The organism is Epilithonimonas sp. (assembly GCF_032055105.1).
In the GTDB taxonomy this organism is placed as follows: Bacteria; Bacteroidota; Bacteroidia; order Flavobacteriales; family Weeksellaceae; genus Epilithonimonas.
Genome location: NZ_DAMBRK010000003.1, coordinates 202,310 through 227,528, shown reverse-complemented (window position 1 = coordinate 227,528; position 25,219 = coordinate 202,310). Strand labels below are relative to the sequence as shown.

Here is a 25,219-nt window from a genome sequence, read left to right as displayed (position 1 = left end):
ATTATAAACAATGAAGAAAATTATAGCATTATCTATAACATTATTAACATTATTAAATTGTAAAACATTGGAAATAGACAAAGAAGTTTATAAAAGTCTGCCAGACGGGCTTTATGGAAATTTTGTAACAAGCAAAGGAGAGATTTTAGTTAAATTCGAGGATGAGAAATCTCCGGTAACTGTAGCTAATTTTGTAGGCTTAGCAGAAGGTAAAATCGAAAACAAAGCAAAGAAAAAAGGAGAACCATTTTATGATGGAACTATTTTTCACAGAGTGATTAAGGATTTTATGATCCAAGGTGGAGATCCTCAAGGAACAGGAATGGGAGATCCAGGATACAAATTTGCTGACGAGAAAAATGACCTTCAACATACAGGTAAAGGAATCTTGTCTATGGCTAACTCTGGACCTAATACCAACGGTTCTCAGTTCTTCATCACAGAGGTTGCAACGCCTTGGTTGGATGGTAGACATACGATCTTCGGAAAAGTAGTGGGTAGTACAGCGACGATTGACTCTATTGCTGCTGTAGAAAAAGGAGCTCAGGACAAGCCTAAAACGGATGTTGTTTTAACTAAGGTGGCTGTTTTCAGTAAAGGTGATGCTTACAAACATTACGATGCTGCAAAAATCTTTGCAGAAGGAAAAGATAAAATCGAAGAAAAAAACAAAGCTTATTTAGCAAAAGCTGAAGAAGAGAAAAAAAGAAAAGAAGAAGAGTTCAAAGCGAACCAACAAAAATTGGTTGATGATATGAAAGCTGAAATGCAATCTACGCCTTCTGGATTGTTTTATAAAATTACTAAAACGACAACTGGTGTTGCTCCAACTGCAGGGCAAACTGTAGCAGTTCATTATGCTGGGAAATTGGTAAATGGAGATGAGTTTGACAACTCTTTCAAGAGAGGACAACCTATCGATATTCCAATTGGAGTTGGACAGGTTATCAAAGGTTGGGACGAAGGAATCATGCTTCTTAAAGAAGGTGAAACTGCAACTTTGTTAATCCCACCAGCTTTAGGTTACGGAGAAAGAGGAGCTGGAGGTGTTATTCCACCAAATGCGTGGTTAGTTTTCGATGTAGAATTGGTTAAGATTGGAGGTTAATTCCAATATTTGACTTAAGTATAAAAAAGGAGTGAAATTAATTTTTCACTCCTTTTTTTATTCTAAAAATTTATGCTAATAATTGATAAGCTTTTTTAGCTCCAGTTACGCAAGCTTCGTAATGTTCTTCTGTGATTTTTTCATCAATAATAGATTTGAATTCCTGCCAAAACGGACCAGTATTCTCTCCATAAACTCCAAAATAATTGAATTCTACATTCTCGAATTCAGGGTTTCTTTTTAGTTGTTTTGCGATAACATTTCCACCCAAAGTAGAACCTTCCATTACGTACAAGGCACCAAAAGCTTCTGCTTCATTTTCTAGGTTTTGAGTTGGTGTTTCTGATTCTGTTTTGATATTAAGATTGTCTAAATCAACTTTAAGCGCATTGATTTTACTTCTAAGATCTAATTTCAATTCAGTGTAGTTTTTTAATTGCTCCTGGATTTGAGGTTCGTATCTGCTGATTAATTGATAATTGTGAATTAATAAAGTTTTATAGTCATCCAACGTATAAGACTTGTCAAAAATCTTTTGTGATTGTAGTTTCGCTTCTGTGTCGTCGTGTTGTTGTTTTGTTTGTTCTTTAAGAAATACTGAAATCATAATCAGGTTTTTGAAATTTTAATATAAACGTTGTTCCTTTTCCACTCTCGCTTTCATAGCTTATCTGTCCACCCATTTTCTCCATCAGATGATGAACGATATTCAACCCCACGCCGTTTCCTTTGAAGGATTTGGCATTACTCATTCGGCTGAATATTTTGAACATTTTATCTTCATCTTGTTTATCAATGCCAATCCCATTGTCAGAAATTTTGTAAATAACTTCGTATTCATCAACTTCTCCAATGATTCTTACTTTGGGTTTTAGAGATTTTGAAGAATATTTAATAGCATTACCAATCACGTTTCCAAAGACTTGGTAAACCATCGTTGGATCTCCTAAAACTTCCGGTGTATTTTCAATAATGACTTCCGTATTCGGTGAATCAAAGCTTATTTTGGAGTCTTCTGCCAATTGGTTAATTAAAGAATTGACTTCTATGCTTTTAAGCTCTATTTCTGATTTTTTGATTTTGCTAAGTTCCAAAACATTCTTAATCATATCACTCATAGAATCTACCTGAGTAATGATTGTATTGAGAAATTGAGAAGATTTTTCTTCCGGATCAAAACCTCGTTTCATCAATTGTGCATTTAGTTTGATGACAGTCAATGGTGTATTGAGATCGTGAGAAATGGTGTATGAAAAAGAGTCCAATTCTGCATTCAGTTCTTTCAATTGATTGTTAAGATCTTGGATTTGAGAAGATTTGGTATGAGATGCCTTTAAAATAACAGACGTAATCCATTTGGCAGATTCTATTTCTTTGATTTTCCAAGGCATCGAAGTATCTTTCACATACTCTTTCCAAACTTCGAAAGATGTTCTTGGAGAGAATTTGATGATTTCTACACCATCTTTAATTTCAGAGACAGTTCCTTTTTCTGGTTTTCCTGCCCATTTTATTTTTTGATTTTGTTCTTTCCTTAACCAAATCAGCATATCAGAAGTCTTACTTGCTAATACGCTAATGATAATTCCACAGCTTAATTCAGAATTGTCCAGCTGCAGATTGCTTGTTTTGCAAAAAGTATTGGATATGAAAATATTCTCGACAAAGTCTTGCTCATTATCTTTGCTCCACTGGATGATTTTCTGGATGTCAGAATGATTGGGAACATTGCCGTGGGTTAATATCTCGTTATTAATTTTGATAATCATTCCTTCGGCGTAACAAGTGTTCATAATATCATCGATATTATTTTTCAGTGATTTCTCAAAATGATCTTCATTCAAGAGATTTTGACGAAGCGATATATTATTAAGATTGATTCTTTGGTATTCTTCCAAAGTTTCTAAAGCTCTGTAAGAACCATAAGCATTTGCAGATGTTCTGGTAAGAGTTTCCACTAGTAATCTGGACTGTAAATCGAGATGTTTTGGCTCAGCATTTTGACAAGCTACCAATCCCCACAATTGTCCGTTGACAATGATAGACGTACTGAAACTAGATTCTACACCTGCGTTCTTAAGGTACTGACGATGAATAGGTGACGATGATCTCGTAACGCTATAAGTCAAATCGATTTCTTCTTTTTGAATACCGAAAATAGGATAGGTTTTCCCTGAAACGTGAGATGTAATTCTGACAGTGTTTTTAAGATAAAGAGCTCTTGCCTGAGCCGGAATGTCAGATTCTGGATAATGGAGATGAAGATAACTTTCCAAACCTGGTTTTACAGATTCCTCAATTACTTCGCCACTTCCATCATACAGAAATTGATAAATCATCGCACGATCAAAATCTATAATTTCCTGAATCTCTTTTAAAAGAACTTTCCAGATATTCTCATCATTAGAATTTTTCAGAATATTCTGAACAGCCTGGTACTCTTTGTTGATTTTATGGTTTGGTTTTACTTTCTCTATTTCGTAAAAAGTAAAGCCTTTATTATTATGAATTGAAAGCGTATAATCTTCTTGCTCGAAAGTTATATGCTGTATCGCAAGTTCTTGATTATTAGAAAAGTTATCCCAATTGATATCAAGTTTTAATTCATCAAATAAAACTTCAACGCTTTGTCCTAAAACCGACTTAGAATCGAGAGAAAAAAGCTCCAAAATATTCTCACTGTAGAACGTAATTTTGGAATCTTTTGTTCCAATTAGATATCCATATTCCTGGACTTCTCCACAGATATGAATAGGTTCTTGGTCACAATTGATATATTCCTTTGGATACATAATAAGTTATTAATTTAATATATCTTTTGTGTTTTGCTAAGTAAATATAAAAATAAAAATTAACTAATGTTAATTATATTTAGATATTGATACTTGTATTAAAAATTTATTGTTTAATATTTTGAATTTCAATTTAAAAAGTTAAAACAATAGATTTATGAGAAATAAAAAAAGTGACAGAATATTGTCACTTTTGAATTATCAGTAGTAATTTACTTCATGTCATACATCATCAAAGCTGTAATCAATTTAGGTTCGATTAACGTACATTTTGGAGGCATTTTTATTTCTTTATCAGAGATTTTTAACAAATCATTGAAACTGATAGGATAGATTCCAAAACCTACTTTGTATTCTCCAGAATCTACTTTTTCTTTGATTTCAATAATTCCATCTGTGTTGGATGTTCCTTTGAGATAAGTGATCTTGTCTGTATGTTTGGCATTTTCTATCCCGAATAATTTTTCGAAAATATACTTGTCCACCAAATGATGATCTAGATCGTTTCCATCTTTTAGCTCTTCTCTGATGTTGTGCTTAACGTGTAAACTATAAAATCTACCACCAAGGTACATACTGATGTGGAACTTCTGAGAAGGGAAGTATGGCGCTGTTCCTTTATCATGGATTTGGAAATCTTCTTTTAGCTTCTCAAGTATTTCTTCGTTTGATAGACCATTTAAGTCATTCAGAATACGATTGTAATCATTGATTTTAATAGATTGATTGGAAACAATAAAACTGTAAACAAAGTTATAATGTTCTGTTCCGTGAGATCTTTTGTATTTGTCTCTTTGTTTTTTTGCATATTCTGCAACGGAACCAATTCTGTGATGTCCATCGGCAATGTAAAAAGAATCGATTGGGTCAAGAACTTCTTTAAATTGCTGAAGCTTCAACCTATTATCAATTTTCCAAATTTTATGTTTTACACCTTTGTCATCTTTATAATTGATGATTGGAACATTTTTTTGCTCGTGTGTCATCAAGAGTTCCACTTTGGAGTTGGAATGATATGTTAAAAGAACCGGCTCGGCTTGGATGTTGACTTTCTCCAAGTAATGCGCCATTTTCATTCTACGTTCTGTGATGGTAGATTCGTGTTTTTTAATTTTGCCATCCCAGAAATCATCTACACTTACAAGGCCTAATAATCCTCTGAAAGTACTTTTGTCTGGCAATGTCTGTTCGTAAAGATAATAAGCAGACTCATCTTGGGTTAATTTTTTTTCTTCTAATAATTCCTCATAATTAGATCTTACTTTTCTGAAATTTCTGTCAATATCTTTAGATTTACTTACAACAGCAGGCTTTATCATCTGGATATAAGAATTATCCAACTGTGCTTTTTTGTTGATCTCTTCCTGAGTGAAATTATCCAAAGAATAAGTCGGGAAAACATCTACAAAATCGTGGTTAGGCCTGATTCCTTTGAATGGTTTAAATACTGGCATATATATTATAGTTGAGCTTTTATTTTTATAATTTGTTGCGCTAATTCTTCCCCAATTCTGTTTTGGGCATCCATTGTATTGCCTCCAACGTGCGGGGAAAGAGATAGGGCAGGATTCATCAAAATCAATACTTCAGGAGTTGGTTCTTTTTCAAAAACATCTAATGCAGCGCCATAAACTTTTCCGCTTTCTATCGCATCCAAAAGTGCTAATTCATTGATGACTCCGCCTCTTGCTGTGTTGGCAATGAAAACGCCTTCTTTCATTAATTCAAATTCTTTTTGGTCAATTAGATAGCCATCAGTAAGACCTGTATTGAGACTTATAAAATCCGAATTCTCTAAAACTTCATTTAAAGTTACAGATTTTATTTCAAAATCCAAGGATTTGCCATCGAAGAAATTGAGCTGAACTTTCTTAGTTTTTGGAGTTCTGTTATAAGCTAATATTTTCATTCCGAGAGAAATACCCATTTTGATTACTTCTATTCCGATATTTCCCATTCCGATAACGCCTAATGTTTTTCCAGAAAGTTCCGTCGCATTGTTAAATGATTTCTTCAACGCATTGAAGTTAGTTTCACCTTCCAAAGGCATCAATCTGTTACTCTCGTGAAGAAACCTTGCTAATGAAAAAAAATGGGCGAAAACCAGCTCTGCAACAGATTTGCAAGAAGCTTTCGGTGTGTTAATGATATAGATACCTTTATCAATAGCATATTCAACGTCGATATTATCCATACCGATTCCGCCACGTCCGATAATTTTGAGGTTTGGACATTCATCAATCAGTTTTTGTCTTACCTGGGTTGCACTTCTCACGAGAAGAACATCTACATTATTATCGTTGATGAACTTGCTCAAATGTTCCGCAGAAACTCTGGCTTCCAAAACCGTAATGCCTGCTTCTTTCAAAAGTAAAATCCCCGTTTCGGAGAGTCCGTCATTAGCTAATACAATCATTTTAAATTCAAAAGTCCTTTAGTTATTGAGTTTCCCTAATATCTTAGAAAATCAAGGTTCGCTAAGATACAATTTTTTCTTCTGATTAACATTATATTAACAAAAAAACGTCCTAGATTAACAAGGACGTTTCTGATTTATAAGAAGAAAAAGTACTTAGATACTCTTCATTACATCTACTAAAACCTGCACACTTTCGATAGGCATTGCGTTATAAATACTCGCTCTGTAACCACCAACACTTCTGTGTCCATTTAGACCACTGATTCCTGCTGCTTTCCAAGCTGTATCAAATGCTTCTTTTTTAGATTCATCTGTCAAAGTGAAAGTCACATTCATAAAAGAACGGTCTTCTACTGAAGCAACACCTTGGAAATTTGGATTGCTGTCAATTTCATCATAAAGTAATTTAGCTTTAGCATTATTTCTAACTTCAGCAGCTGCAATTCCTCCGTTTTCTTCAAGATGTTTTAGAGTCAAGTAAGAAACATAAACCGCAAAAACAGGAGGTGTATTTGACATAGATTCTTTGTCAATGTGAACTGCATAATCCAAATAAGTAGGAATAGTTCTTCCTGATTTTCCAAGAATCGATTTTTTCACCACAACCAAAGTTGCTCCAGCAGGACCCATATTTTTCTGAGCACCAGCATAAATCAAATCAAATTGAGAAAAATCTAACTCTCTACTGAAAATATCAGAAGACATATCACAAACCATCAATGTATCAACTTTCGGGAATTCTTTGATTTGAGTTCCGAAAATTGTATTGTTTGATGTGCAGTGGAAATAATCGTATTCTGAACCTACGGTATAATCTTTCGGGATATAATTATAATTAGCTTCTTTTGATGATGCTACAACATCTACATTTCCAATCGCTTTAGCTTCTTTAATTGCACCTGAAGACCAAGTTCCTGTATTGGTATAAGCTGCTTTTCCATCAACAGAAAGAAGATTGAAAGGAACCATCAAAAACTGAAGACTTGCACCACCTTGTAAGTAAAGCACTTCGTAATCGTCTCCAAGATTCATCAATCTTTTTACAATAGCGCGAGCCTCGTCCATCACTGCAACAAATTCTTTACTTCTGTGTGAAATTTCCAAAATGGATAATCCCATTCCGTTAAAATCTAGAACTGCTTCTGATGCTTTTTGAAAAACTTCTTGTGGAAGGATACTAGGACCTGCGCTAAAATTATGTTTTTTCATTAATCGTTAAATTGTTAGGTGTTAAGGTAATTATTTTAAAAAGCCAAAAGCAGGCGCTAATGGCTTTGAATTTTTTATTCGTTATGAAGGAAAGCTTTTTTCGCCAGTAATTCTTCTTCTGTTTCCACATGGTCTTCATCTGGAACACAGCAGTCAACAGGACATACTGCAGCACATTGAGGCTCCTCGTGGAAACCTTTACATTCTGTACATTTGTCGGTTACAATGAAGTAATAATCGTCTGCTACAGGTTCCTGAGGAGCGTTTGCATCTACAGAAAGTCCGGAAGATAAAACCACCATTCCTTTAAGCTCTGTACCTTCTGATGCTTTCCAATCTACAGCTCCTTCATAGATGGCGTTGTTTGGACATTCCGGTTCACAAGCGCCACAGTTTATACATTCATCAGTTATCTTGATAGCCATTGCTATTTTATTTTTAATTTTGTGCAAAATTACAAAAAAAAAGCCAGCTATGCTGAACGAAAACAAAATTTTGGGACTCGAAAAATTGGGGGATTTCATTAATGATTTCATCAAAAAAGATGAAAACAATTACAATGAAAAAGAAGAACGATTAGCTTATCTGATGAAGCGTTCCGAGATTGAAAATCCTTGGTTTACTCAAGAGAATCAAAGATATAATTTAGAACAATGGAGTAGTCTTTTCACTAATGATAATATCAACAATTGGTTGTCTAAATACGAATTGAAAAATACCTCGAAAAGAGTAGGATTGATATTAGCTGGCAATATTCCTTTGGTTGGATTTCACGATATTATTTCGGTGATTTTGAGCAACCATATTCCGGTGATTAAATTATCGTCCAAAGACCGATTGATTTTACCTTTTCTTTTAGAAATATGGAATGATTTATCTAATCAAGAAATCGAATATCATATTGTTGAAAAACTCGAAAACTTCGATGCTGTGATTGCAACCGGAAGTAATAACACAGCGAGATATCTGGAATATTATTTCAAAGATAGCCTAAGTATCATCAGAAAAAACAGAACTTCTATCGCAGTTTTGAAAGGTGATGAAACCTATGAAGAATTACAATTATTAGCCAATGATATTTTCCGTTATTTTGGTTTAGGATGTAGAAATGTCACAAGAATCTTGATTCCGCAAGATTTCAAATTAGACCGATTATTTGAAAACTTCGTGAACCATCAAGACGTCATTAATCATAACAAATATGCTAACAATTACGATTACAACAGGGCTGTTTATCTCTTGAATCAAGACCAATTCTGGGATAATAATTTTGTGATGTTGAAAGAAGATGAGAAGTTATTCAGTCCGTTATCTGTGATTAATTTTTCTCGATATGAAACTTTGGAAGAAGCCAAACAATTTGTAGAAACTAATAAAGATGAGATTCAAACGATTGTGGCAAAACAAGAATTAGGATTAGAATCGATTGGTTTTGGCGAAACACAGAATCCTTCGCTGGATACTTATGCGGATAATGTGGATACGATGGCTTTTTTGAGTGTGGTCTGATGATTGATAAAAATCACATTACTAGCTTCAGTAAAGAATTAACAGAAATTCTTAACCAAGAAATTAAACTTGGAAATCAAATTGCTGAAACTTCAAAAGGTTGGCCTCAAGAGGATGTAATTATTATTTTTCTGGACAAACCTTTTAAAAAACAATATAAATTTGAAAATATTGAATTTAGAAATATTGATGACCCTCATTATTGGAAAGCTGAATACTATGACAAATCGAACAATCATATTTTAGCTTGTAAATTTTGACAAAAAAAACGGAGCCTTTTGGACTCCGTTTTTTTATTTATCATTTAACCGTTAAAGATTCCTGTTTCAATTTCTTGTCAATCAAGAAAGGGAGAAACGGAACTACCGATGCTATGAGATAATAGATCACTCTCAAAATACTCCAACGGTACTTGAAAGCCGCAACAATCAGAACCGCAAAGTAGAAAAGAAATAACCACCCGTGGATCCATCTCATATATTTAACAGGTTCTGGTATACCCGCAATATATTTTAAAGGCATTGCGATCAATAAAAGTATCAAATAAGAAACAGCTTCTACCAAAGCGGTATGACGATACAGATTAATGAGTTTGAATGGTTTCTCTCCGGACATTTTATATTAATTTGAAATTCTCAAAGACAAAGAAACGAATTACATCCTACAATTCATCAGTAAAGTCTTGTTCTTAGGTTAAAACTTTGTCAATATTCCGATTAGTTGCCCCAATTCACATTTAGTTTGTTTTGATTGGCGAAAGCTTTGCCAGCATCCATAAGATCGATGTACATTTTTTCAAATGTTGATGAGTATTTTTGTTCTATCAATTTTACAGCTTCCTCTTTCTTAGTAGGATCTGCTTTGCTGTCGCATAGTTTAGCGTAATTGGTGTATTCGTTTTTATAGATTGGAATGACAAATTCGTATAAAGCCAACGATTTCTCTTTAATGGCTTTTCTGTCATCAGAATTGGCATTTAGCGTTTTGATATCATTCAAAGATTTCTCCAGATATAGAATTTTGTTATTAACGAAGATGATTGCTTCGTCACCTTTGTTTTTGCTAGAAGGGATATCCGCAAACTCTATCGTTTCATCATTAATATTTTTTGCCAAATTTGGCGTTGCAAAATCATTGGTGGCATTGGTATTAAGGACTGCTGTTCCAAAAAACTGGTCAGGTGTTTCTGAGCAGGATAACATGGTAAAACCAAAAATCGCCAATAATATGACGGAAAAATACTGTGTTAGAAGTTTGCTAATGTTTAGCTTCATAATATAAATTTATTTTAAATATCCATTGTAAGGGAAAAGCTGTTCCCAAAAGATATGAACGACTAATTTCACAGCCCAATTTGTTGTCAAATTTTAGACCTTTTTAGCCTAAGTAGATTCTGTTTAGAAAATCACAAAGTGGAGTATTTTTTCAGAATCAAAAATAGTCTGGGTTATGTTGCTTTGCAGAAAAGAATTTTGTCTTTACTAATGACCGATGTTAAAGAACGATTTGAACAGTTCTCGATGCAATATCCAACGCTAAACCAGCGGGTTCCTAAAACAATTATAGCTTCGTATCTCGGTGTTTCTAGAGAGACACAGGGCCGTATTACCCGAAAATAGTGACCTGCGTCACTATGATTTTGTGACTTATGTCCTGTGTTTTTAATGACGATTGGCTCAATTTTGGATTATCAAATTTTAAAAAAATATCAAAATGAACAAGAGGATATTAATCGTGCTTACGAGCCACGAAGACTTAGGAAACACAGGTAAGAAAACAGGATTCTGGACAGAAGAATTAGCAGCACCTTATTACGCATTACTTGATGAAGGCGCACAAATCACATTAGCATCACCAAAAGGCGGACAGCCACCCATCGATCCAAAAAGTGAAGACCCAACAGCACAAACCGATGCCACACGCAGAATGGCGGAAGACAAAGAATTGTTGGCGCAATTGAGCAACACCAAAAAATTATCAGAAGTTAATCCTGCAGATTATGATGCGGTGTTCTATCCAGGTGGTCACGGACCATTGTGGGATTTGGCAGAAGATACCGTTTCTCAGCAGTTGATTACAAATTTTTATAAGGCTGGTAAACCTGTGGCGTTTGTATGCCATGCGCCGGGCGTTTTAAGACACGTCAAAATCGATGGCGAATATTTGGTTAAAGGAAAAAATGTAACCGGCTTTACCAATACTGAGGAAGATGCTGTACAATTGACAGATGTTGTTCCGTTTCTTGTAGAAGATATGTTAAAAGAAAATGGAGGAGTGTATAGTAAAACAGAGGATTGGCATCCTTATGCTGTGGTAGATGGAAAACTAATCACTGGACAAAACCCAGCTTCTTCCGAAAAAGTAGCGGAGGAATTGTTGAAGATATTGTAAGAAAGTTTTTTAAGTAGTAATATAATGAAACTGTCCTTTTGAGATAGTCTCTACTAGAAGGAAAGCGAATGCTTTCCTTTTTTACATAAACAGCTCTCTCGTTTTTTTGACAGCCTTTTAAAACTCTGAAGTATTTTTCTCGCTCAGTCGATCGGCAACGTATTCAATTTTTGTTTTGCCATGAGGTTTTGGATTTCCGTTTTCATCTAATCCTACAAAAACCAATTTATCAATCGTAATGATAATCTGATGTGTCATTTTGTTTCTGACTTCGCATCGTAATGTCAACGAGGATTTCCCAAATCCCACGGCTTCAATTCCGATCTCAATAATATCGCCTTGTTTTGCTGAGCTTACAAAATTGATTTCGGAAATATATTTGGTAACTGTTCTTGAGTTTTCTAACTGAATAATGGCATAAAGTGCAGCTTCTTCATCGATCCATTGTAAAAGTCTCCCTCCAAAAAGCGAATGATTGGGATTAAGGTCTTCTGGTTTTATCCATTTTCTAGTGTGATAATTCATCATAAATCTATATAATTTTAATTCAGTGCAAAGGTAAAGTTTCCCGAGGAAAATAAGCGTTCTAGAACATAGAAAATATGCATGATGACATTAATTTTTAGAAATGTTAAACAAAATCTTTTGGAGAGATTTTTGATTAGTCAGAATCTTAGTATTTTTGTAAAAAATTTAGATTAAATGTCAAAAGTAAAAATAGGTACAGTTCAAATGTCTTGCGTTAAAGACAAGCAGGAAAACTTGAACAAAGCCATTGAAAAAATAAAAGAAGCCGCAGCAAAAGGCGCCGAAATCGTATGTTTACAAGAACTTTTTACGTCATTATATTTTTGTGATGTAGAAGATTATAACAATTTTGATTTGGCAGAAGCCATTCCTGGGCCGTCAACCGATGCACTTTCTGCAGTTGCTAAAGAATTAGGCGTTGTTATTATTGCTTCATTATTCGAGAAAAGAGCGCAAGGTCTTTATCATAATACAACGGCTGTCATAGATGCAGATGGAACTTATCTTGGTAAATATCGTAAAATGCATATTCCGGACGATCCTGCTTTTTATGAGAAATTCTATTTCACACCAGGTGATTTAGGTTACAAAAATTTTGATACAAAATTCGGAAGAATTGGCGTGTTAATTTGTTGGGATCAATGGTATCCAGAAGCTTCCAGAATTACTGCTTTGATGGGAGCTGATATTATGTTTTATCCAACAGCTATTGGCTGGGCAACAGATCAGGACGAGGAAACTAACCAAGACCAATATAATGCTTGGCAAACCATCCAGCGTTCTCACGCAGTTGCAAATGGCGTTCCTGTAGTTTCTGTAAATAGAGTAGGTTTTGAACAAGATGGTGCTATGAAATTCTGGGGTGGAAGTTTTGTAACTAATGCTCAAGGAAAGCTTTTATATTTGGCTTCTCACGATAAAGAAGAAGTTGTAGTAACAGAAGTTGACCTTGCTCAAACTGATTATATGAGAAAGCACTGGCCTTTCTTGAGAGACAGAAGAATAGAAACTTATTCGCCGATTACAAAACGTTTTATTGACGAAGATTAATGATTATAGATAAAAATTTTAATCCGTTAGAAAATGGATACGTTTTCCCTGCAGAATGGGAAGAACACGAAGCAACTTGGCTATCTTGGCCTCATAAAGAAGAATCTTGGCCGGAGAGAATTGATTTGATTTATCCTGCTTATGCACAATTCATTGCTGAATTAACGAAAGGCGAATTTGTTTGCATCAATGTGAAAGACCAAGAAATGCAGGCTTTCGCAATGGAACACATTTCCAAAGCTGGCGCAGATATTTCTAAAGTCGAATTCTATTTCCACGAAACCAACGACGCTTGGTGTAGAGACCACGGTCCAGCATTTTTAGTGAATAAAAATGGAGAAGAACCAAAGAAAATCATTGTAGATTGGGGATTCAATGCGTGGGGAGGAAAATATCCGCCATTTGAGTTGGATGATGTCATTCCGACTAAAATTGCCGAAGAAAAAGGATTACCTGTTCTTTATCCCGGAATTATTATGGAAGGAGGTTCGGTTGAATTCAACGGTGCTGGAACAGTTTTAACTTCCAAATCTTGTTTGCTTAATGAAAACAGAAATCCACATCTTTCTCAAGAGGAAGTGGAAGAGTTCTTGAAAAAATATTACGGACAAAAGCAGGTTCTTTGGGTAGATGACGGCATCGTAGGCGATGATACAGACGGTCACGTGGATGATACAATTCGTTTTGTAAATGAAAATACAGTTCTGACAGTTATCGAAGATAATCCTGAAGATGACAATTACGAAATTCTTCAAACCAATCTTCGTCAATTAGAAGAAATGACTTTACTAAACGGCGAAAAACTGAATATCATCCAACTTCCAATGCCAGACCCAGTCTATTGTGACGGACAAAGATTGCCAGCTTCTTACGCCAATTTCTACATAGCCAACAAGTCGGTGATTGTTCCTACTTACAAATGCGATAAAGATGCTGTAGCTTTGGAAATTATCCAACAATGTTTTCCAGATAGAGAAGTCGTTGGGATAGATTCTACCGACATTATTTGGGGATTGGGAAGCTTCCATTGTTTGAGCCAGCAAGAACCTTTAGTATAAATCAATCCGCTGAAAAAGCGGATTTTTATTTTTAATTGTAAATTTATCAAATGAGCGAAACTTTGCCTCTAGATTCCGTTAAAAAATTTCTTCCCCTAATATTAGCCACTGCGATTTTTATGCAGATGCTGGATTCCACGATTCTGAATACATCTTTGCCTTCAATTGCCAGAGATTTGAACGAATCTCCGCTTAATATGCAGAACACAATCATAAGTTATGTTCTCACATTAGCTTTGTTTATGCCTGTCAGTGGTTTTTTGGCGGACAAATTCGGGACCAAGAATGTTTTCATAACATCATTAGCTTTATTTTCACTCGGTTCATTGTTTTGTTCGTTATCACAAAATTTAACAGAATTGGTAATTTCCAGAGTGATTCAGGGCGTTGGCGGAAGTTTGATGACGCCTGTTGGAAAGCTTGCACTCATCAAAACATTTGACAAAAGTGAACTTCTCAAAGCAATGAATTACGCCATTATTCCGGCTTTGATTGGACCAGTTTTAGGACCTTTGGTTGGTGGATATTTGGTCGATTATTTGTCTTGGCATTGGATCTTTCTGATTAATATTCCGATTGGCATTTTAGGAATTGTCTTGGGCTTAAAATATATGCCGAATTACAAATCTCCTGTCATCGATTTTGACTTGAAAGGCTTTCTCATTTTCGCAATGGCTTCTTTGTTACTTTCCATTTCTTTGGAATTATTCGGAAATGAGAAGAATATTACGCCGGTTTTATTGGTGTTCTTATTGGGATTCTTGATGTTGTTTTTCTATTACAAACACGCCAAAAAAGACAGCAATCCTATTTTTCCACTCAATCTTTTTCAGGTTCGTACATTCAGAGTTGGGATTTTAGGAAATTTGGCGACAAGATTGGGAATCAGCTCTATTCCGCTTTTGGTTCCGCTCATGATTCAGATTGCTTATGGACAATCGGCTTTTACTTCTGGTTGGATTGTTGCTCCAATGGCATTGACTTCGATGTTTGGAAAATCTGCGGTTATCAAGATTTTGGATAGATTTGGTTACCGTTCCACATTGATGGTCAATACATTTATTATTGGTTTTCTGATTTGTTGTCTGGCGATTCCGAGTATTCATAGTTCGATTTATTGGTATGTACCACTTTTGTTATTGCTTGGATTTTTTAATTCGATACAATTCACGTCAATGAATACGATTTCGATTGCTGACCTCAGAACTTATCAGACGAGTAGTGGTAATTCTTTGGTTTCTGTTAATCAGCAATTTGCGATTGGATTTGGAGTTGCATTTGGATTAATTATTCTAAAGATTTTTGAAGGCGACACTAAGTTTATTCATAACGAGATTCACAATGCTTTCCGTTATACGTTTTTAATTGTTGGTTTTCTCACAATTCTTTCTGGCTTAGTTTTCCGAAGACTGAATACCAGAGACGGTGATAATATGAAATCAGTTTAAAGGATTATTAAACATTAAACCACAAAAGTCACAAAAGAAAAATTATAAAAAAAATCTTATAAAGAGCAAAAAAGTTAAGGTCATTATCCTTATTTAAAGATTAGATAAACTTAAGGAAATGTAAAACTTTTGTGACTTTTGTGGTTTTCAAAACAGATTTAAACAGTTAAGATTTTGTTTAATAACCTTAATAAAATCAATTTATTGATTTCTTAAATTCTTTTAGACTAAAATAGCTTACCTTCCTTTATTTAAAATTAAGAAACTAAATTTTATCCTAGAGCTTGTTTAAATTTGTATCATAAATGATTTTACAACCACATAGAAACATAGTTTTTGTAAAAATAAGAGAAAAAATAGTAAATATTATACTTCTTTTTTTTCTTTTTGCACTTAATCTTGATGTTTTCTATGTGACTATGTGGTTTTAATTAATTTTTAAGCAAGCTCTTAATTAAATTTTTAGTAATCGTATGGATTTTTCAAAATTAATTTCTTCTGATATTCAAAATTATATCAATCAAAATCTCAATTCTGATTTAACTAAATTATTATTGAAAAAATCGCCATTTGATAATGTTTCGATGCAAGAAATCGTACAACAAATCAAAGGTAGAAAAACAGCAGAAAAGAAATTTCCATTTCTCACAAAAGAAGGAATTGTTTTTCCTCCAAATCTCAATCTGGAACAGGCTTCATCACAATCAACCGCAGAATATAAAGCTCAAAATTTGAAAGGAAAATCTTTCCTCGATTTGACTTGTGGATTCGGGATTGACGCCTATTTTTTATCCAAAAATTTTGATGAAGTTACTTTAATAGAACAAAATCCAGAATTGATTTCAATCGTTGAGAATAATTGGAAAGCTTTAGATAGAAAAGCGAATTTCATTAATGAAAATCTGGAAGTATTCTTAGAAAGTCTTCGAGAGCCTCAGGCTGACAAGCAGAGTCAAATTAAAAATAAGTTCGATATTGTTTATCTTGACCCAGCAAGAAGAGACCGGCAAAACAAAAAGAAATTTCTTCTGGAAGACCTTTCTCCAAATCTCTTAGAAATCGAAGAACAATTACATTCAATTTCAGATAAAATTATTGTAAAATTGTCGCCATTGATTGATATTTCCTATTTGATTTCAGAATTGAGAAACATTACTGAAATTCAAATTATTGCAGTTAGAAATGAAGTTAAAGAGCTTTTATTAATTATTGAGAATAAAGAGCAAAGAACAAAGAATAAAGACGTTGAGATTCGTTGTGTAAATCTTGAATCTGATGAACCAGAGTTTTTATTCAATTTTAATGATGAAAAATCAGCAAAATCTGAGTTCTCGGAAAGCTTGAAATTTCTTTATATTCCAAACAATTCTATTCTGAAAGCTGGCGCATTTAACATCATTTCAGAAAAATTCGGGTTAAAAAAACTGCATCCAAATACGCATTTTTACACTTCAGAACATAAAATTGAAAATTTCCCTGGAAGAGTTTTAGAAATAGAAAAAATCGACGCAAAAGATTTGAAAAAAGGAGAGAAGTATAATTTGATTTCCAAAAATTATCCTTTGAAACCGGAAGAAATCAAGAAAAAATATAAACTGAATGACGGCGGAAATCATTACCTGATTTTCACACAATCGGTTAATGGAAAAGAAATTCTGAGAAGCCTTTAATTTAATTTATTGATTAACAAAGCTTTAATTAGATGTTAATTATTTAGCCGTATTTTTAAAAATAATAGAATCAGAGTTTATCATCCCATAAAAATTCACTACATTTGCACGCGTAAAAAATGGATATGCAAAACATTAGAAATATAGCGATTATCGCACACGTTGACCACGGAAAAACGACTTTGGTTGATAAGATTATTCACGCAACAAACATCTTCAGAGAGAATCAGGAGAGTGGTGAGTTGATTATGGATAACAACGATTTGGAAAGAGAAAGAGGAATTACGATTCTTTCAAAAAACATCTCAGTAAATTACAAAGACACAAAAATCAATGTAATTGATACGCCTGGTCACGCCGATTTTGGTGGTGAAGTAGAAAGAGTTTTGAAAATGGCAGACGGTGTAATCTTGTTGGTAGATGCCTTCGAAGGACCAATGCCACAAACGAGATTCGTACTTCAAAAAGCTTTGGAATTGGGGCTTAGACCTTTGGTTGTAATTAACAAAGTTGATAAGCCAAACTGTCGTCCGGACGAAGTTCACGACCAAGTTTTTGATTTGTTCTTCAACCTAGATGCTACAGAAGAGCAATTGGATTTCCCAACGTTTTACGGTTCATCTAAACAAGGTTGGTTCAATACTTCATTAGAAGAAACTGATAATATTTTCCCATTATTAGACGGGATTTTACAATACGTTCCAGAACCAAAAGTAACTGAAGGTAACCTTCAGATGCAAATTACTTCATTAGATTTCTCTTCTTTCTTAGGAAGAATTGCAATCGGAAAAGTAACAAGAGGCGAGGTTAAAGAATCTCAATGGATTGGTCTTGCTCAGGCAGATGGAAAAATTGTGAAAGGAAAAGTAAAAGAACTTTATGTTTTCGAAGGTCTTGGAAAGAAAAAAGTAACCGAAGTACAAGCTGGAGATATCTGTGCTGTTGTAGGTTTCGATGCGTTCCAGATTGGAGATTCTTTCGTTGATTTAGAAAACCCTGAGCCATTGGAAAGAACTGCGATTGATGAGCCAACGTTGAATATGACTTTCTCTATCAACAATTCACCTTTCTTCGGTAAAGATGGTAAATATGTAACTTCTAACCACCTTAAAGAAAGATTAACTAAGGAATTAGAGAAAAACTTGGCATTGAGAGTTCAACAGACTGATGATGCAAACACGTTCTTAGTTTTCGGTAGAGGTATTCTTCACTTATCTGTTTTGATTGAAACAATGAGAAGAGAAGGTTACGAAATGACAATTGGTCAGCCACAAGTTATCTTGAAAGAAGATGAAAGTGGTCAAAAATTGGAGCCTTATGAATCTTTGGTTGTTGACGTTCCGGAAGAATTTGCTTCTAGAGTTATCGATTTGGCAACTCAGAGAAAAGGTGACCTTCACATTATGGAAACTAAAGGTGAAATGCAACATATGGAATTCGAGATTCCTTCAAGAGGTCTTATCGGATTGCGTTCTCAAATGTTGACTGCAACTGCTGGTGAAGCTATTATGGCGCACCGTTTCACAGAATATAAGCCTTTCAAAGGTGCTATTCCTGGAAGAAACAATGGTGTACTTGTAAGTAAAGGAACTGGTCCAGCTACAGAATATTCTATCAACAAACTACAAGATAGAGGTAAGTTCTTCGTTGATCCAGGTGAGGAAATCTACACTGGTATGATTATCGGAGAGCAAAATAAGCCAGGAGATTTGGTTGTAAATATTGTAGAAGCTAAACAGTTGAACAATATGCGTGCAGCCGGAAAAGATAAAGATACTGGTGTTGCACCAAAAATCTTATTCTCTCTGGAAGAATGTATGGAATATATCCAAGCTGATGAAGCAATCGAGGTTACTCCAAACTTCATCCGTATGAGAAAGAAAATCCTTTCTGAAGAAGATAGAAAAAGATTGGAAAGACAAGCTAAAGCTTAATCTTCATAAATTTAAAAGCCTTCATATTTTGAAGGCTTTTTTGAATTTAAAACAAAAAAACCAGATGAAACAATTTACTATAAAAATTACCTGCAAAGACGAAAAAGGTTTGGTTTATAGAATCTCCGAAATCCTTTTGGAGAACGGACTTAATATTATCAAGAATGATGAATTCGTGGATAATGAAAAAGCGCTGTTCTTTATGCGAACAGAAGTTTCCGGAATCGCTGAACCCGAAAAAGTGATTGAACAACTCAAAAAACAACTAGGCGATTGCTCAATAGAATTAAGTCAAAATGAATCTAAAAATGTGGTGATTTTGGTAACTAAAGAACATCATTGTTTAGCGGATTTGTTAATAAGAAATCAATTTAAAGACCTTAATTTTAATATTCTTGCGGTTGTTGGGAATTATGAAAATCTGAGAGAATTAACAGAGAAATTCAATATTCCTTTTATTTATATTCCTGCAGAAAATATCACGAGAGAAGAACACGAAGAAAAAATCAAAACGGTTCTTAAAGATTTCAACCACGATTATCTTGTCTTAGCGAAGTTTATGAGAATTCTTTCTCCTGATTTTGTAAAGGATTTTGAAGGGAAAATCATTAATATTCATCATTCGTTTTTGCCTGCTTTTATCGGCGCAAATCCTTATAAACAAGCTTTCGAAAGAGGCGTTAAAATCATTGGAGCAACAGCCCATTTTGTAACAAATGATTTGGATGAAGGTCCGATTATTTATCAGGATATTATCAAAGTCAGTCATTCCAAAACAGCAAAAGATTTGGCTAAAATGGGAAAAGATGTTGAGCGAATTGTTCTGGCAAACGCACTGAAATTAGTTTTTGAAGACAAAGTTTTCATTGATGGAAACAAGACCATTATTTTTGAATAAAAAAGTTAACAAATTATAAAAGCATCCAATTATTCGGGTGCTTTTTTGTATTTCTGATATTATCGTTTAGTTTTGCAAACTATGCGTTTCAGACTATCATTTTTCCAAATATTATTGCTGGCAGTTTTTGTGGTTTCTTGTGCGACAAAAACTAAGAAATCACCTTCAAAATCGGGTGTTAAAAAACCTGTTGTAAAGACAGAAGTCAAGCTTCCGCCAAAGCCAATTGTTAAATTAGATAACATCGATTTGCCTGAAATCAAAAGAGAATTCAGAGCGGTTTGGATTGCTTCGGTTGCTAATATTAATTGGCCTTCCAGAAATAATCTTTCTGTTGACCAGCAAAAACAAGAAGCGATTCAATTGTTGAATCTTCTTGTTGACCTTAATTTCAATGCCGTGATTTTGCAAGTTCGTCCTTCCGCAGATGCTTTGTATAAAAGTCCACACGAACCTTGGTCTTATTTTTTAACAGGACAAATTGGTCAAGCGCCTTATCCTGAATATGACCCTTTGGAATTTTGGATAGAAGAATCTCATAAACGAGGTCTGGAATTTCACGCTTGGCTCAATCCGTTTCGTGCGCATCATTCCAACGGTGGACAAATCACTTCAGAATCGATGGTGAAAAAATCACCGGAAAATATCGTTAAGCTGAAAAACGGAATGTATTGGTTTGATCCGGCTGACGACAGAACGCAGGAACAAGCTTCAAAAGTGGTAAAAGATATCGTTTCCAGATATGATGTGGACGGGATTCATTTTGATGATTATTTTTATCCTTATGCCGAATATAATGGTGGAAAAGATTTTCCTGATTACAAAACGTGGTCGGTTTATCAGCAATCGGGCGGAACGCTTTCCAGAGCAGATTGGAGACGTGCGAATGTGAACAAATTTGTGAAGCGAATCTATGACGAAATCAAAGCTCAGAAAAATGATGTGAAGTTCGGAATCAGTCCTTTTGGAATTTGGAAACCCGGTTTTCCTTCAGGAATCAAAGGTTCTTCTCAATATGATGAATTGTATGCGGATGCAAAACTTTGGCTGAATCAAGGTTGGATTGATTATTTCACGCCTCAGTTATATTGGCCTGTGGATTCGGCGGGACAAAGTTTTCCGCTTCTTTTGCAATGGTGGAGTGATGAGAATACAAAAGGTCGCCATCTTTGGCCAGGTCTTAATACGGTTGCTGTTAAATCTCCGAATAAAGCGACAGAAATTGCTCGTGAAATAGATGTAACAAGACAAATCTTGAAAAAAAATACAGGAGAAGTCCATTGGAGTATTGCCGGAATCACAAAGAATTATGCAATGCAACAGGAATTAAAAACCAATTCCTACAAAGAAAAAGTTTTGATTCCCGAAACTACTTGGTTGGCTTCTAAAGAATTACCTGAGTTGAATGTAATTTGGAAAAAACAATCCAATAATGTTTCAATCAATTGGAACAAACAAATCGAAGCCTTGTCTTATGTGATTTATTTAAAATATGGTAATAATTGGCAGACAGAAATCCTTTCTCCGGAAATCATTAGTAAAAATGTAGCTTCAGAAGTTAATGGAAAAAAACTTTCGACAGTTGTTGTAAGGTCTGTGAATAAGCTTGGGAAGTTGAGTAATTATAAGGTTGTTTTGGTGAATTAGAACTAATCTATTTTTACATAATAAGTATCAATTTCTTTTTCTAAAGCAATTTTTCTTTTCTTTTTATTAATGATAATTCCTCTTTCATCGATTTTACAGAGAAGATTTCCATTATAATCAATATGTTTTCTACATCTTAATCTTTTTTCACGCCTTAGTTCTCTAATTGAAATACTCCAAATTTCTTTGTCAATTTTTAAAGAAGGAAATCCTGCGAAATCGGTGTATATAAAAGGATTATCATTCAAGTTGATTTCTAAAATAATTTCGTTGGATTTATCAACAAAATATAATTGATTATCTTCAACTTCAAGATATTCACTGAACTTCAAATTAGAATTATAATCATAATCAAATCTTTGTTTTAACTTCCAAGTTCCTTTGAGTTTTTCAATGATTTCTTTTCTGCAAATTGGAAGAAGTAATCTAATCTTTGTTCTTGCATTTTTCGAATAATTGCTAGAATTTTCTAGTTTTAATATATTATAATAACAGTTTAAAGCTTCAATATATTTATGTTCTAGCTCATACTTTTCGGCAGAAACAATATGGCTTTTTAAAACTTCTTCATTAGTTTGGGCTTTTGCTGAAGTAAAGTTTAATAATACAAATAATGAAATTAAAGTTCTCAACTGATATTGTTTTAGTAAACTTACCAAAAAATCATCTAATCCCCAAAACCTGATACAATTCTTCCTTCTTATTCAAAGCAATTGAAATGCTTTTTCCGTTCGTTAATTCAACCATATTTCCGTTCAGACTTCGGATAGCTTCTAGATTGATGATGAACGAACGTTGAACTCGGAAAAATTTTGGTAATGTCAGAACTTCATCCATAGATTTCAAAGTGGCTAGAGTAGTGTACGTTTCATTATTGATCACGATTTTAAGATAATCGCCTTGTGCTTCTACATAAAGGATTTCGTCCAAAAGAATCTTCGTGAGTTTTCCATCAGACTTGATGAAAATTCGGTCAGAATTGACTTGGTGAACTGTTGATTTTTGTTTTAACTCAATGTAATCTTTGGCTTTGTTGACAGCTTTTAAAAAACGGTCAAAACGAACAGGCTTTACAAGATAATCCGTCGCTCCGGTTTCGAATCCATCCAAAGCAAAATCTCTATGAGCTGTAATGAAAATAATAACCGGAGGATTTTCCAAAGCTCGAACTAATTCCAATCCGTTGATTTTCGGCATTTGAATGTCACTGAAAATCAAATCAATCTTGTTAGTTTGCAGAAAAGTCATCGCTTCCAAAGGGTCGCCAAAAGAAGAAACCAATTCCAGAAATGGAATTTCATTCAAAAAATTCTCAATGATTTCTCTTCCGATTGGTTCGTCGTCCAAAACCAGACATTTTAGTTTTTCCATTGTTATAAAAATGAATATTTTTTTTAACCACATAGGCACATAGTTTTTTTGAATTTAAGATAAAATAAGTAATATTCTATTTCATCTTTTTTGGAAAATTCTTCTATTTTTCTATGTGTCTATGCAGTTTTATTAAATTTAAAATAGTTTTACAAATTAATCTTTAGTTCGATTCTAAAGCTATTTTCAAGGTTTTTGATTTCCAATTGATGTTGATTTGGATATAATAATTGTAATCTTTTTTTGATATTCTCGATTCCGATTCCTCCGAATTTATTTTTCTCACTCAGTTTTTCTTTATCATTTTCAACAATGAATAAGAAGAGATTGTCATTAATAATAACTTCTTGTTTGATGAAAGGGTTTTGACTTTTCAAACCATATTTAAAAGCATTTTCAACGAAAGTAAATGTCAAAAGTGGCGCAATATAAAGTCCCGAAATATGTTCATCTCCAGAGATTTCTAACCGAATATCTTTATCCTTTGGATAACGCATCTTTTCCAATTCAAAATAATTTTTGATGAAGTCGATTTCCTTTTCTAATGATACTTTTTCGGAATTAGATTCGTAAAGTGTGTAACTCATTATATCAGAAAGATTCAGGATAACTTCCGGCGCAGAATCATCTTTTTTGACACTTAAACCATAAAGATTATTCAGTGTATTAAACAGAAAATGAGGATTAAGTTGAGATTTCAGAAAGTCTTTTTCGATATTGATATTCTGGATTTCGACTTCTAGTTTTTGCTGTTGTAATTCGGTTGTTTTGTTATAAATTCTTAATATTTCAAATAAAATTTTAATAAAGAAAAAAGGCGACAATGTATAAATGACAATCATTGCATTGGACAGAATAGTTTCGAATTTTATCGCTTGAAAAAAAGTCTGAGAAGCATTTTTGCTAATAATTCCTTCCAATACACTACTTACTTCGTAACCCAAATATTGATAAAAGCAAAAGATAAAATAATTGACTGACAACCAAATATAGATACAAACTGGAACTCTTATCAAGAACAAAATAATTGATGTATTTCTACTTTTCGAAATAATAAAAGGAACGAAAAGATAAAAAAAACTATAAAAAACGACCGCATTGTTGATTGTACTTCTCAATGTCAGAATAAAACTATCAAAAACTGTCATTTTAAACTCCAAATTGTAGTTGAGAAACAGCAAGGTTGAAAAAATCAACCACATCAAAAAATGAAAAATTATTTTCGGACTTTTGTTATAGAATTTTTCGAATTCTAACAGGATATTTTGATTGAGTTGGATGTCGGTTATCGTCGGTTCTGTCTGCATTTTGCTTGTGTAAAAAGGCATTTCAAAAATAAGCTTTTGAGATTAGAATTAAGCTAAAGAATCCTAATAATAGCGTTCATCACATTAATGACATTGTGACCAACAACAGAATAAATAAGATTGCCAGAGAATTTTCTGAGAATTCCTAAACTGAAGGACGAAATCAAAGTCAAATAAATAATTGTAATCAAATCAAATTTGAATTGATAATCCGAAGTCAAAACAACGCCGTGAGCAACTCCGAAAAGCAAAGTCACAATCACAAATGACCAACCAAAAGTGATTCCTTTGTAATTCCAATTCGGTAAAAAGACCTTATCAAAAATCCAAAGATAAATTCCACGGAAAAGGATTTCTTCTGTCAAACCCGGCATTGTTGCTTGGAAAACAAAAGTCTCTAAGTCAAATTCTCCACCTTTTGGAAATAGAATGAATTTGAAGATAAAATCAAATGTCAAGAAACCTAAGAAAAACAAAACTCCGAATTTGATTTGTTTTTTCGAGTTTGTGGAAGCTGTAAATCCAATTTCTTTTCTGTCATTTTTACTAACAAAATAGATGACTGATAAAGACAAAACTAAACTCAAAAATTTCCCAATCCAAGTAAATTTTAATCCAAAAAAATCAGGAATCAATTGTTTACTGAATATCTGTAAATAAGTGTCTGCTAGAAATATGATGATGAATAATAAAAGAAATTTTAAGTTACCTTTTTTGGATTTGAAAAAAGCGATAATGAAAATCGGTAGCATTATCAGAAGCCAGATTAGAGGAGTGAGGAGAGACATTTATATTTGTTTTTAATGGATGAGCCAAAAGTATCATTGAATCAAAATAAAATCAATCTTACCCGATAGAATTGAGGGTTTGTAAGACGAAA

Annotated in this window: 24 protein-coding genes; 11 read left to right on the top strand and 13 right to left on the bottom strand. The window is 33.7% G+C overall.

Translation table 11 applies throughout. The features are described from left to right. Nucleotides 1–10 precede the first annotated feature (10 nt). Nucleotides 11–1,108: a peptidylprolyl isomerase gene (locus RTY06_RS03860; RefSeq protein ID WP_312822953.1), complete on the top strand. Its 1,098-nt coding sequence runs from the start codon at nucleotides 11–13 to the stop codon at nucleotides 1,106–1,108. A gap of 70 nt (nucleotides 1,109–1,178) precedes the next feature. Here RTY06_RS03860 and RTY06_RS03855 read toward each other — a convergent pair whose 3' ends face one another. The 6 genes from RTY06_RS03855 to RTY06_RS03830 all read right to left on the bottom strand — a co-directional run bounded on the left by RTY06_RS03855 (nucleotide 1,179) and on the right by RTY06_RS03830 (nucleotide 7,953). Next, nucleotides 1,179–1,715 (bottom strand): biliverdin-producing heme oxygenase, encoded by a 537-nt coding sequence (locus tag RTY06_RS03855; protein ID WP_312822952.1) that lies wholly within the window; start codon nucleotides 1,713–1,715, stop codon nucleotides 1,179–1,181. Beyond that, entirely contained in the window at nucleotides 1,696–3,900 is a 2,205-nt protein-coding gene (locus tag RTY06_RS03850) for an ATP-binding protein (RefSeq protein WP_312822950.1), read from the bottom strand. Before RTY06_RS03850 ends, RTY06_RS03855 begins: the two co-directional genes overlap by 20 nt. 212 nt (nucleotides 3,901–4,112) lie before the next feature. Then, nucleotides 4,113–5,354 carry a DUF1015 domain-containing protein gene (locus RTY06_RS03845; protein WP_312822948.1) on the bottom strand — a complete coding sequence of 414 codons (1,242 nt, stop codon included), beginning with the start codon at nucleotides 5,352–5,354 and terminating at the stop codon, nucleotides 4,113–4,115. A 5-nt stretch (nucleotides 5,355–5,359) separates the two neighbouring features. Beyond that, nucleotides 5,360–6,316 (bottom strand): D-2-hydroxyacid dehydrogenase, encoded by a 957-nt coding sequence (locus tag RTY06_RS03840; protein WP_312822947.1) that lies wholly within the window; start codon nucleotides 6,314–6,316, stop codon nucleotides 5,360–5,362. 156 nt (nucleotides 6,317–6,472) lie between these two features. Beyond that, nucleotides 6,473–7,528 carry a 3-phosphoserine/phosphohydroxythreonine transaminase gene (serC, locus tag RTY06_RS03835; RefSeq protein WP_312822945.1) on the bottom strand — a complete coding sequence of 352 codons (1,056 nt, stop codon included), beginning with the start codon at nucleotides 7,526–7,528 and terminating at the stop codon, nucleotides 6,473–6,475. Between the two features lie 74 nt (nucleotides 7,529–7,602). Then, nucleotides 7,603–7,953 (bottom strand): 4Fe-4S binding protein, encoded by a 351-nt coding sequence (locus RTY06_RS03830; RefSeq protein ID WP_312822944.1) that lies wholly within the window; start codon nucleotides 7,951–7,953, stop codon nucleotides 7,603–7,605. 49 nt (nucleotides 7,954–8,002) lie between these two features. Between RTY06_RS03830 and RTY06_RS03825 the strand changes: the two genes are divergently transcribed. Both RTY06_RS03825 and RTY06_RS03820 read left to right on the top strand, forming a co-directional pair. Beyond that, nucleotides 8,003–9,037, top strand: a complete 1,035-nt coding sequence (locus RTY06_RS03825; RefSeq protein ID WP_312822943.1) for an acyl-CoA reductase — start codon at nucleotides 8,003–8,005, stop codon at nucleotides 9,035–9,037. Further along, nucleotides 9,037–9,297 carry a hypothetical protein gene (locus tag RTY06_RS03820; RefSeq protein ID WP_312822941.1) on the top strand — a complete coding sequence of 87 codons (261 nt, stop codon included), beginning with the start codon at nucleotides 9,037–9,039 and terminating at the stop codon, nucleotides 9,295–9,297. Before RTY06_RS03825 ends, RTY06_RS03820 begins: the two co-directional genes overlap by 1 nt. Nucleotides 9,298–9,337: 40 nt before the next feature. On the opposite strand, the gene RTY06_RS03815 is transcribed toward RTY06_RS03820, so the two are convergent. Both RTY06_RS03815 and RTY06_RS03810 read right to left on the bottom strand, forming a co-directional pair. Further along, nucleotides 9,338–9,652 carry a DUF3817 domain-containing protein gene (locus RTY06_RS03815; RefSeq protein WP_312822939.1) on the bottom strand — a complete coding sequence of 105 codons (315 nt, stop codon included), beginning with the start codon at nucleotides 9,650–9,652 and terminating at the stop codon, nucleotides 9,338–9,340. A 101-nt stretch (nucleotides 9,653–9,753) separates the two neighbouring features. Then, on the bottom strand, nucleotides 9,754–10,311 hold the full coding sequence (locus RTY06_RS03810; RefSeq protein WP_312822937.1) for a hypothetical protein: 558 nt from the start codon (nucleotides 10,309–10,311) through the stop codon (nucleotides 9,754–9,756). 439 nt (nucleotides 10,312–10,750) lie between these two features. On the opposite strand from RTY06_RS03810, the gene RTY06_RS03805 reads away from it, so the two are divergent. Beyond that, complete coding sequence (locus tag RTY06_RS03805; protein ID WP_312822936.1) at nucleotides 10,751–11,428, top strand: type 1 glutamine amidotransferase domain-containing protein; 678 nt, start codon at nucleotides 10,751–10,753, stop codon at nucleotides 11,426–11,428. A gap of 117 nt (nucleotides 11,429–11,545) precedes the next feature. On the opposite strand, the gene RTY06_RS03800 is transcribed toward RTY06_RS03805, so the two are convergent. After that, the gene (locus tag RTY06_RS03800; RefSeq protein ID WP_312823031.1) at nucleotides 11,546–11,953 is read right to left on the bottom strand and encodes a hotdog domain-containing protein; all 408 of its coding nucleotides are present in this window, start codon (nucleotides 11,951–11,953) and stop codon (nucleotides 11,546–11,548) included. Nucleotides 11,954–12,130: 177 nt separating this feature from the next. On the opposite strand from RTY06_RS03800, the gene RTY06_RS03795 reads away from it, so the two are divergent. The 7 genes from RTY06_RS03795 (at nucleotide 12,131) to RTY06_RS03765 (ending at nucleotide 21,661) form a co-directional block, all read left to right on the top strand. Next, nucleotides 12,131–13,006 carry a carbon-nitrogen hydrolase gene (locus RTY06_RS03795; protein WP_312822935.1) on the top strand — a complete coding sequence of 292 codons (876 nt, stop codon included), beginning with the start codon at nucleotides 12,131–12,133 and terminating at the stop codon, nucleotides 13,004–13,006. After that, on the top strand, nucleotides 13,006–14,064 hold the full coding sequence (locus tag RTY06_RS03790; protein WP_312822933.1) for an agmatine deiminase family protein: 1,059 nt from the start codon (nucleotides 13,006–13,008) through the stop codon (nucleotides 14,062–14,064). The genes RTY06_RS03795 and RTY06_RS03790 overlap by 1 nt, the downstream gene beginning before the upstream one ends. A gap of 50 nt (nucleotides 14,065–14,114) precedes the next feature. After that, nucleotides 14,115–15,512, top strand: a complete 1,398-nt coding sequence (locus tag RTY06_RS03785) for an MFS transporter (protein WP_312822931.1) — start codon at nucleotides 14,115–14,117, stop codon at nucleotides 15,510–15,512. Between the two features lie 473 nt (nucleotides 15,513–15,985). Beyond that, on the top strand, nucleotides 15,986–17,182 hold the full coding sequence (locus tag RTY06_RS03780; RefSeq protein ID WP_312822929.1) for a class I SAM-dependent methyltransferase: 1,197 nt from the start codon (nucleotides 15,986–15,988) through the stop codon (nucleotides 17,180–17,182). Nucleotides 17,183–17,307: 125 nt separating this feature from the next. Next, on the top strand, nucleotides 17,308–19,116 hold the full coding sequence (gene typA, locus RTY06_RS03775) for a translational GTPase TypA (protein WP_312765929.1): 1,809 nt from the start codon (nucleotides 17,308–17,310) through the stop codon (nucleotides 19,114–19,116). Nucleotides 19,117–19,180: 64 nt separating this feature from the next. Further along, nucleotides 19,181–20,014: a formyltetrahydrofolate deformylase gene (gene purU / locus RTY06_RS03770; RefSeq protein ID WP_312822927.1), complete on the top strand. Its 834-nt coding sequence runs from the start codon at nucleotides 19,181–19,183 to the stop codon at nucleotides 20,012–20,014. An 81-nt stretch (nucleotides 20,015–20,095) separates the two neighbouring features. Continuing rightward, nucleotides 20,096–21,661: a family 10 glycosylhydrolase gene (locus tag RTY06_RS03765; protein ID WP_312822925.1), complete on the top strand. Its 1,566-nt coding sequence runs from the start codon at nucleotides 20,096–20,098 to the stop codon at nucleotides 21,659–21,661. Nucleotides 21,662–21,663: 2 nt separating this feature from the next. Here the strand turns inward: RTY06_RS03765 and RTY06_RS03760 are convergent, their stop codons facing one another. From RTY06_RS03760 to RTY06_RS03745, 4 genes are all read right to left on the bottom strand, one after another. Further along, nucleotides 21,664–22,293 (bottom strand): hypothetical protein, encoded by a 630-nt coding sequence (locus RTY06_RS03760; protein ID WP_312822924.1) that lies wholly within the window; start codon nucleotides 22,291–22,293, stop codon nucleotides 21,664–21,666. 31 nt (nucleotides 22,294–22,324) lie between these two features. Beyond that, entirely contained in the window at nucleotides 22,325–23,032 is a 708-nt protein-coding gene (locus tag RTY06_RS03755; protein WP_312822923.1) for a LytTR family DNA-binding domain-containing protein, read from the bottom strand. A gap of 149 nt (nucleotides 23,033–23,181) precedes the next feature. Continuing rightward, entirely contained in the window at nucleotides 23,182–24,360 is a 1,179-nt protein-coding gene (locus tag RTY06_RS03750) for a sensor histidine kinase (protein ID WP_312822922.1), read from the bottom strand. A gap of 32 nt (nucleotides 24,361–24,392) precedes the next feature. After that, on the bottom strand, nucleotides 24,393–25,127 hold the full coding sequence (locus RTY06_RS03745; protein ID WP_312822921.1) for a type II CAAX prenyl endopeptidase Rce1 family protein: 735 nt from the start codon (nucleotides 25,125–25,127) through the stop codon (nucleotides 24,393–24,395). Between the last annotated feature and the right edge of the window lie 92 nt (nucleotides 25,128–25,219).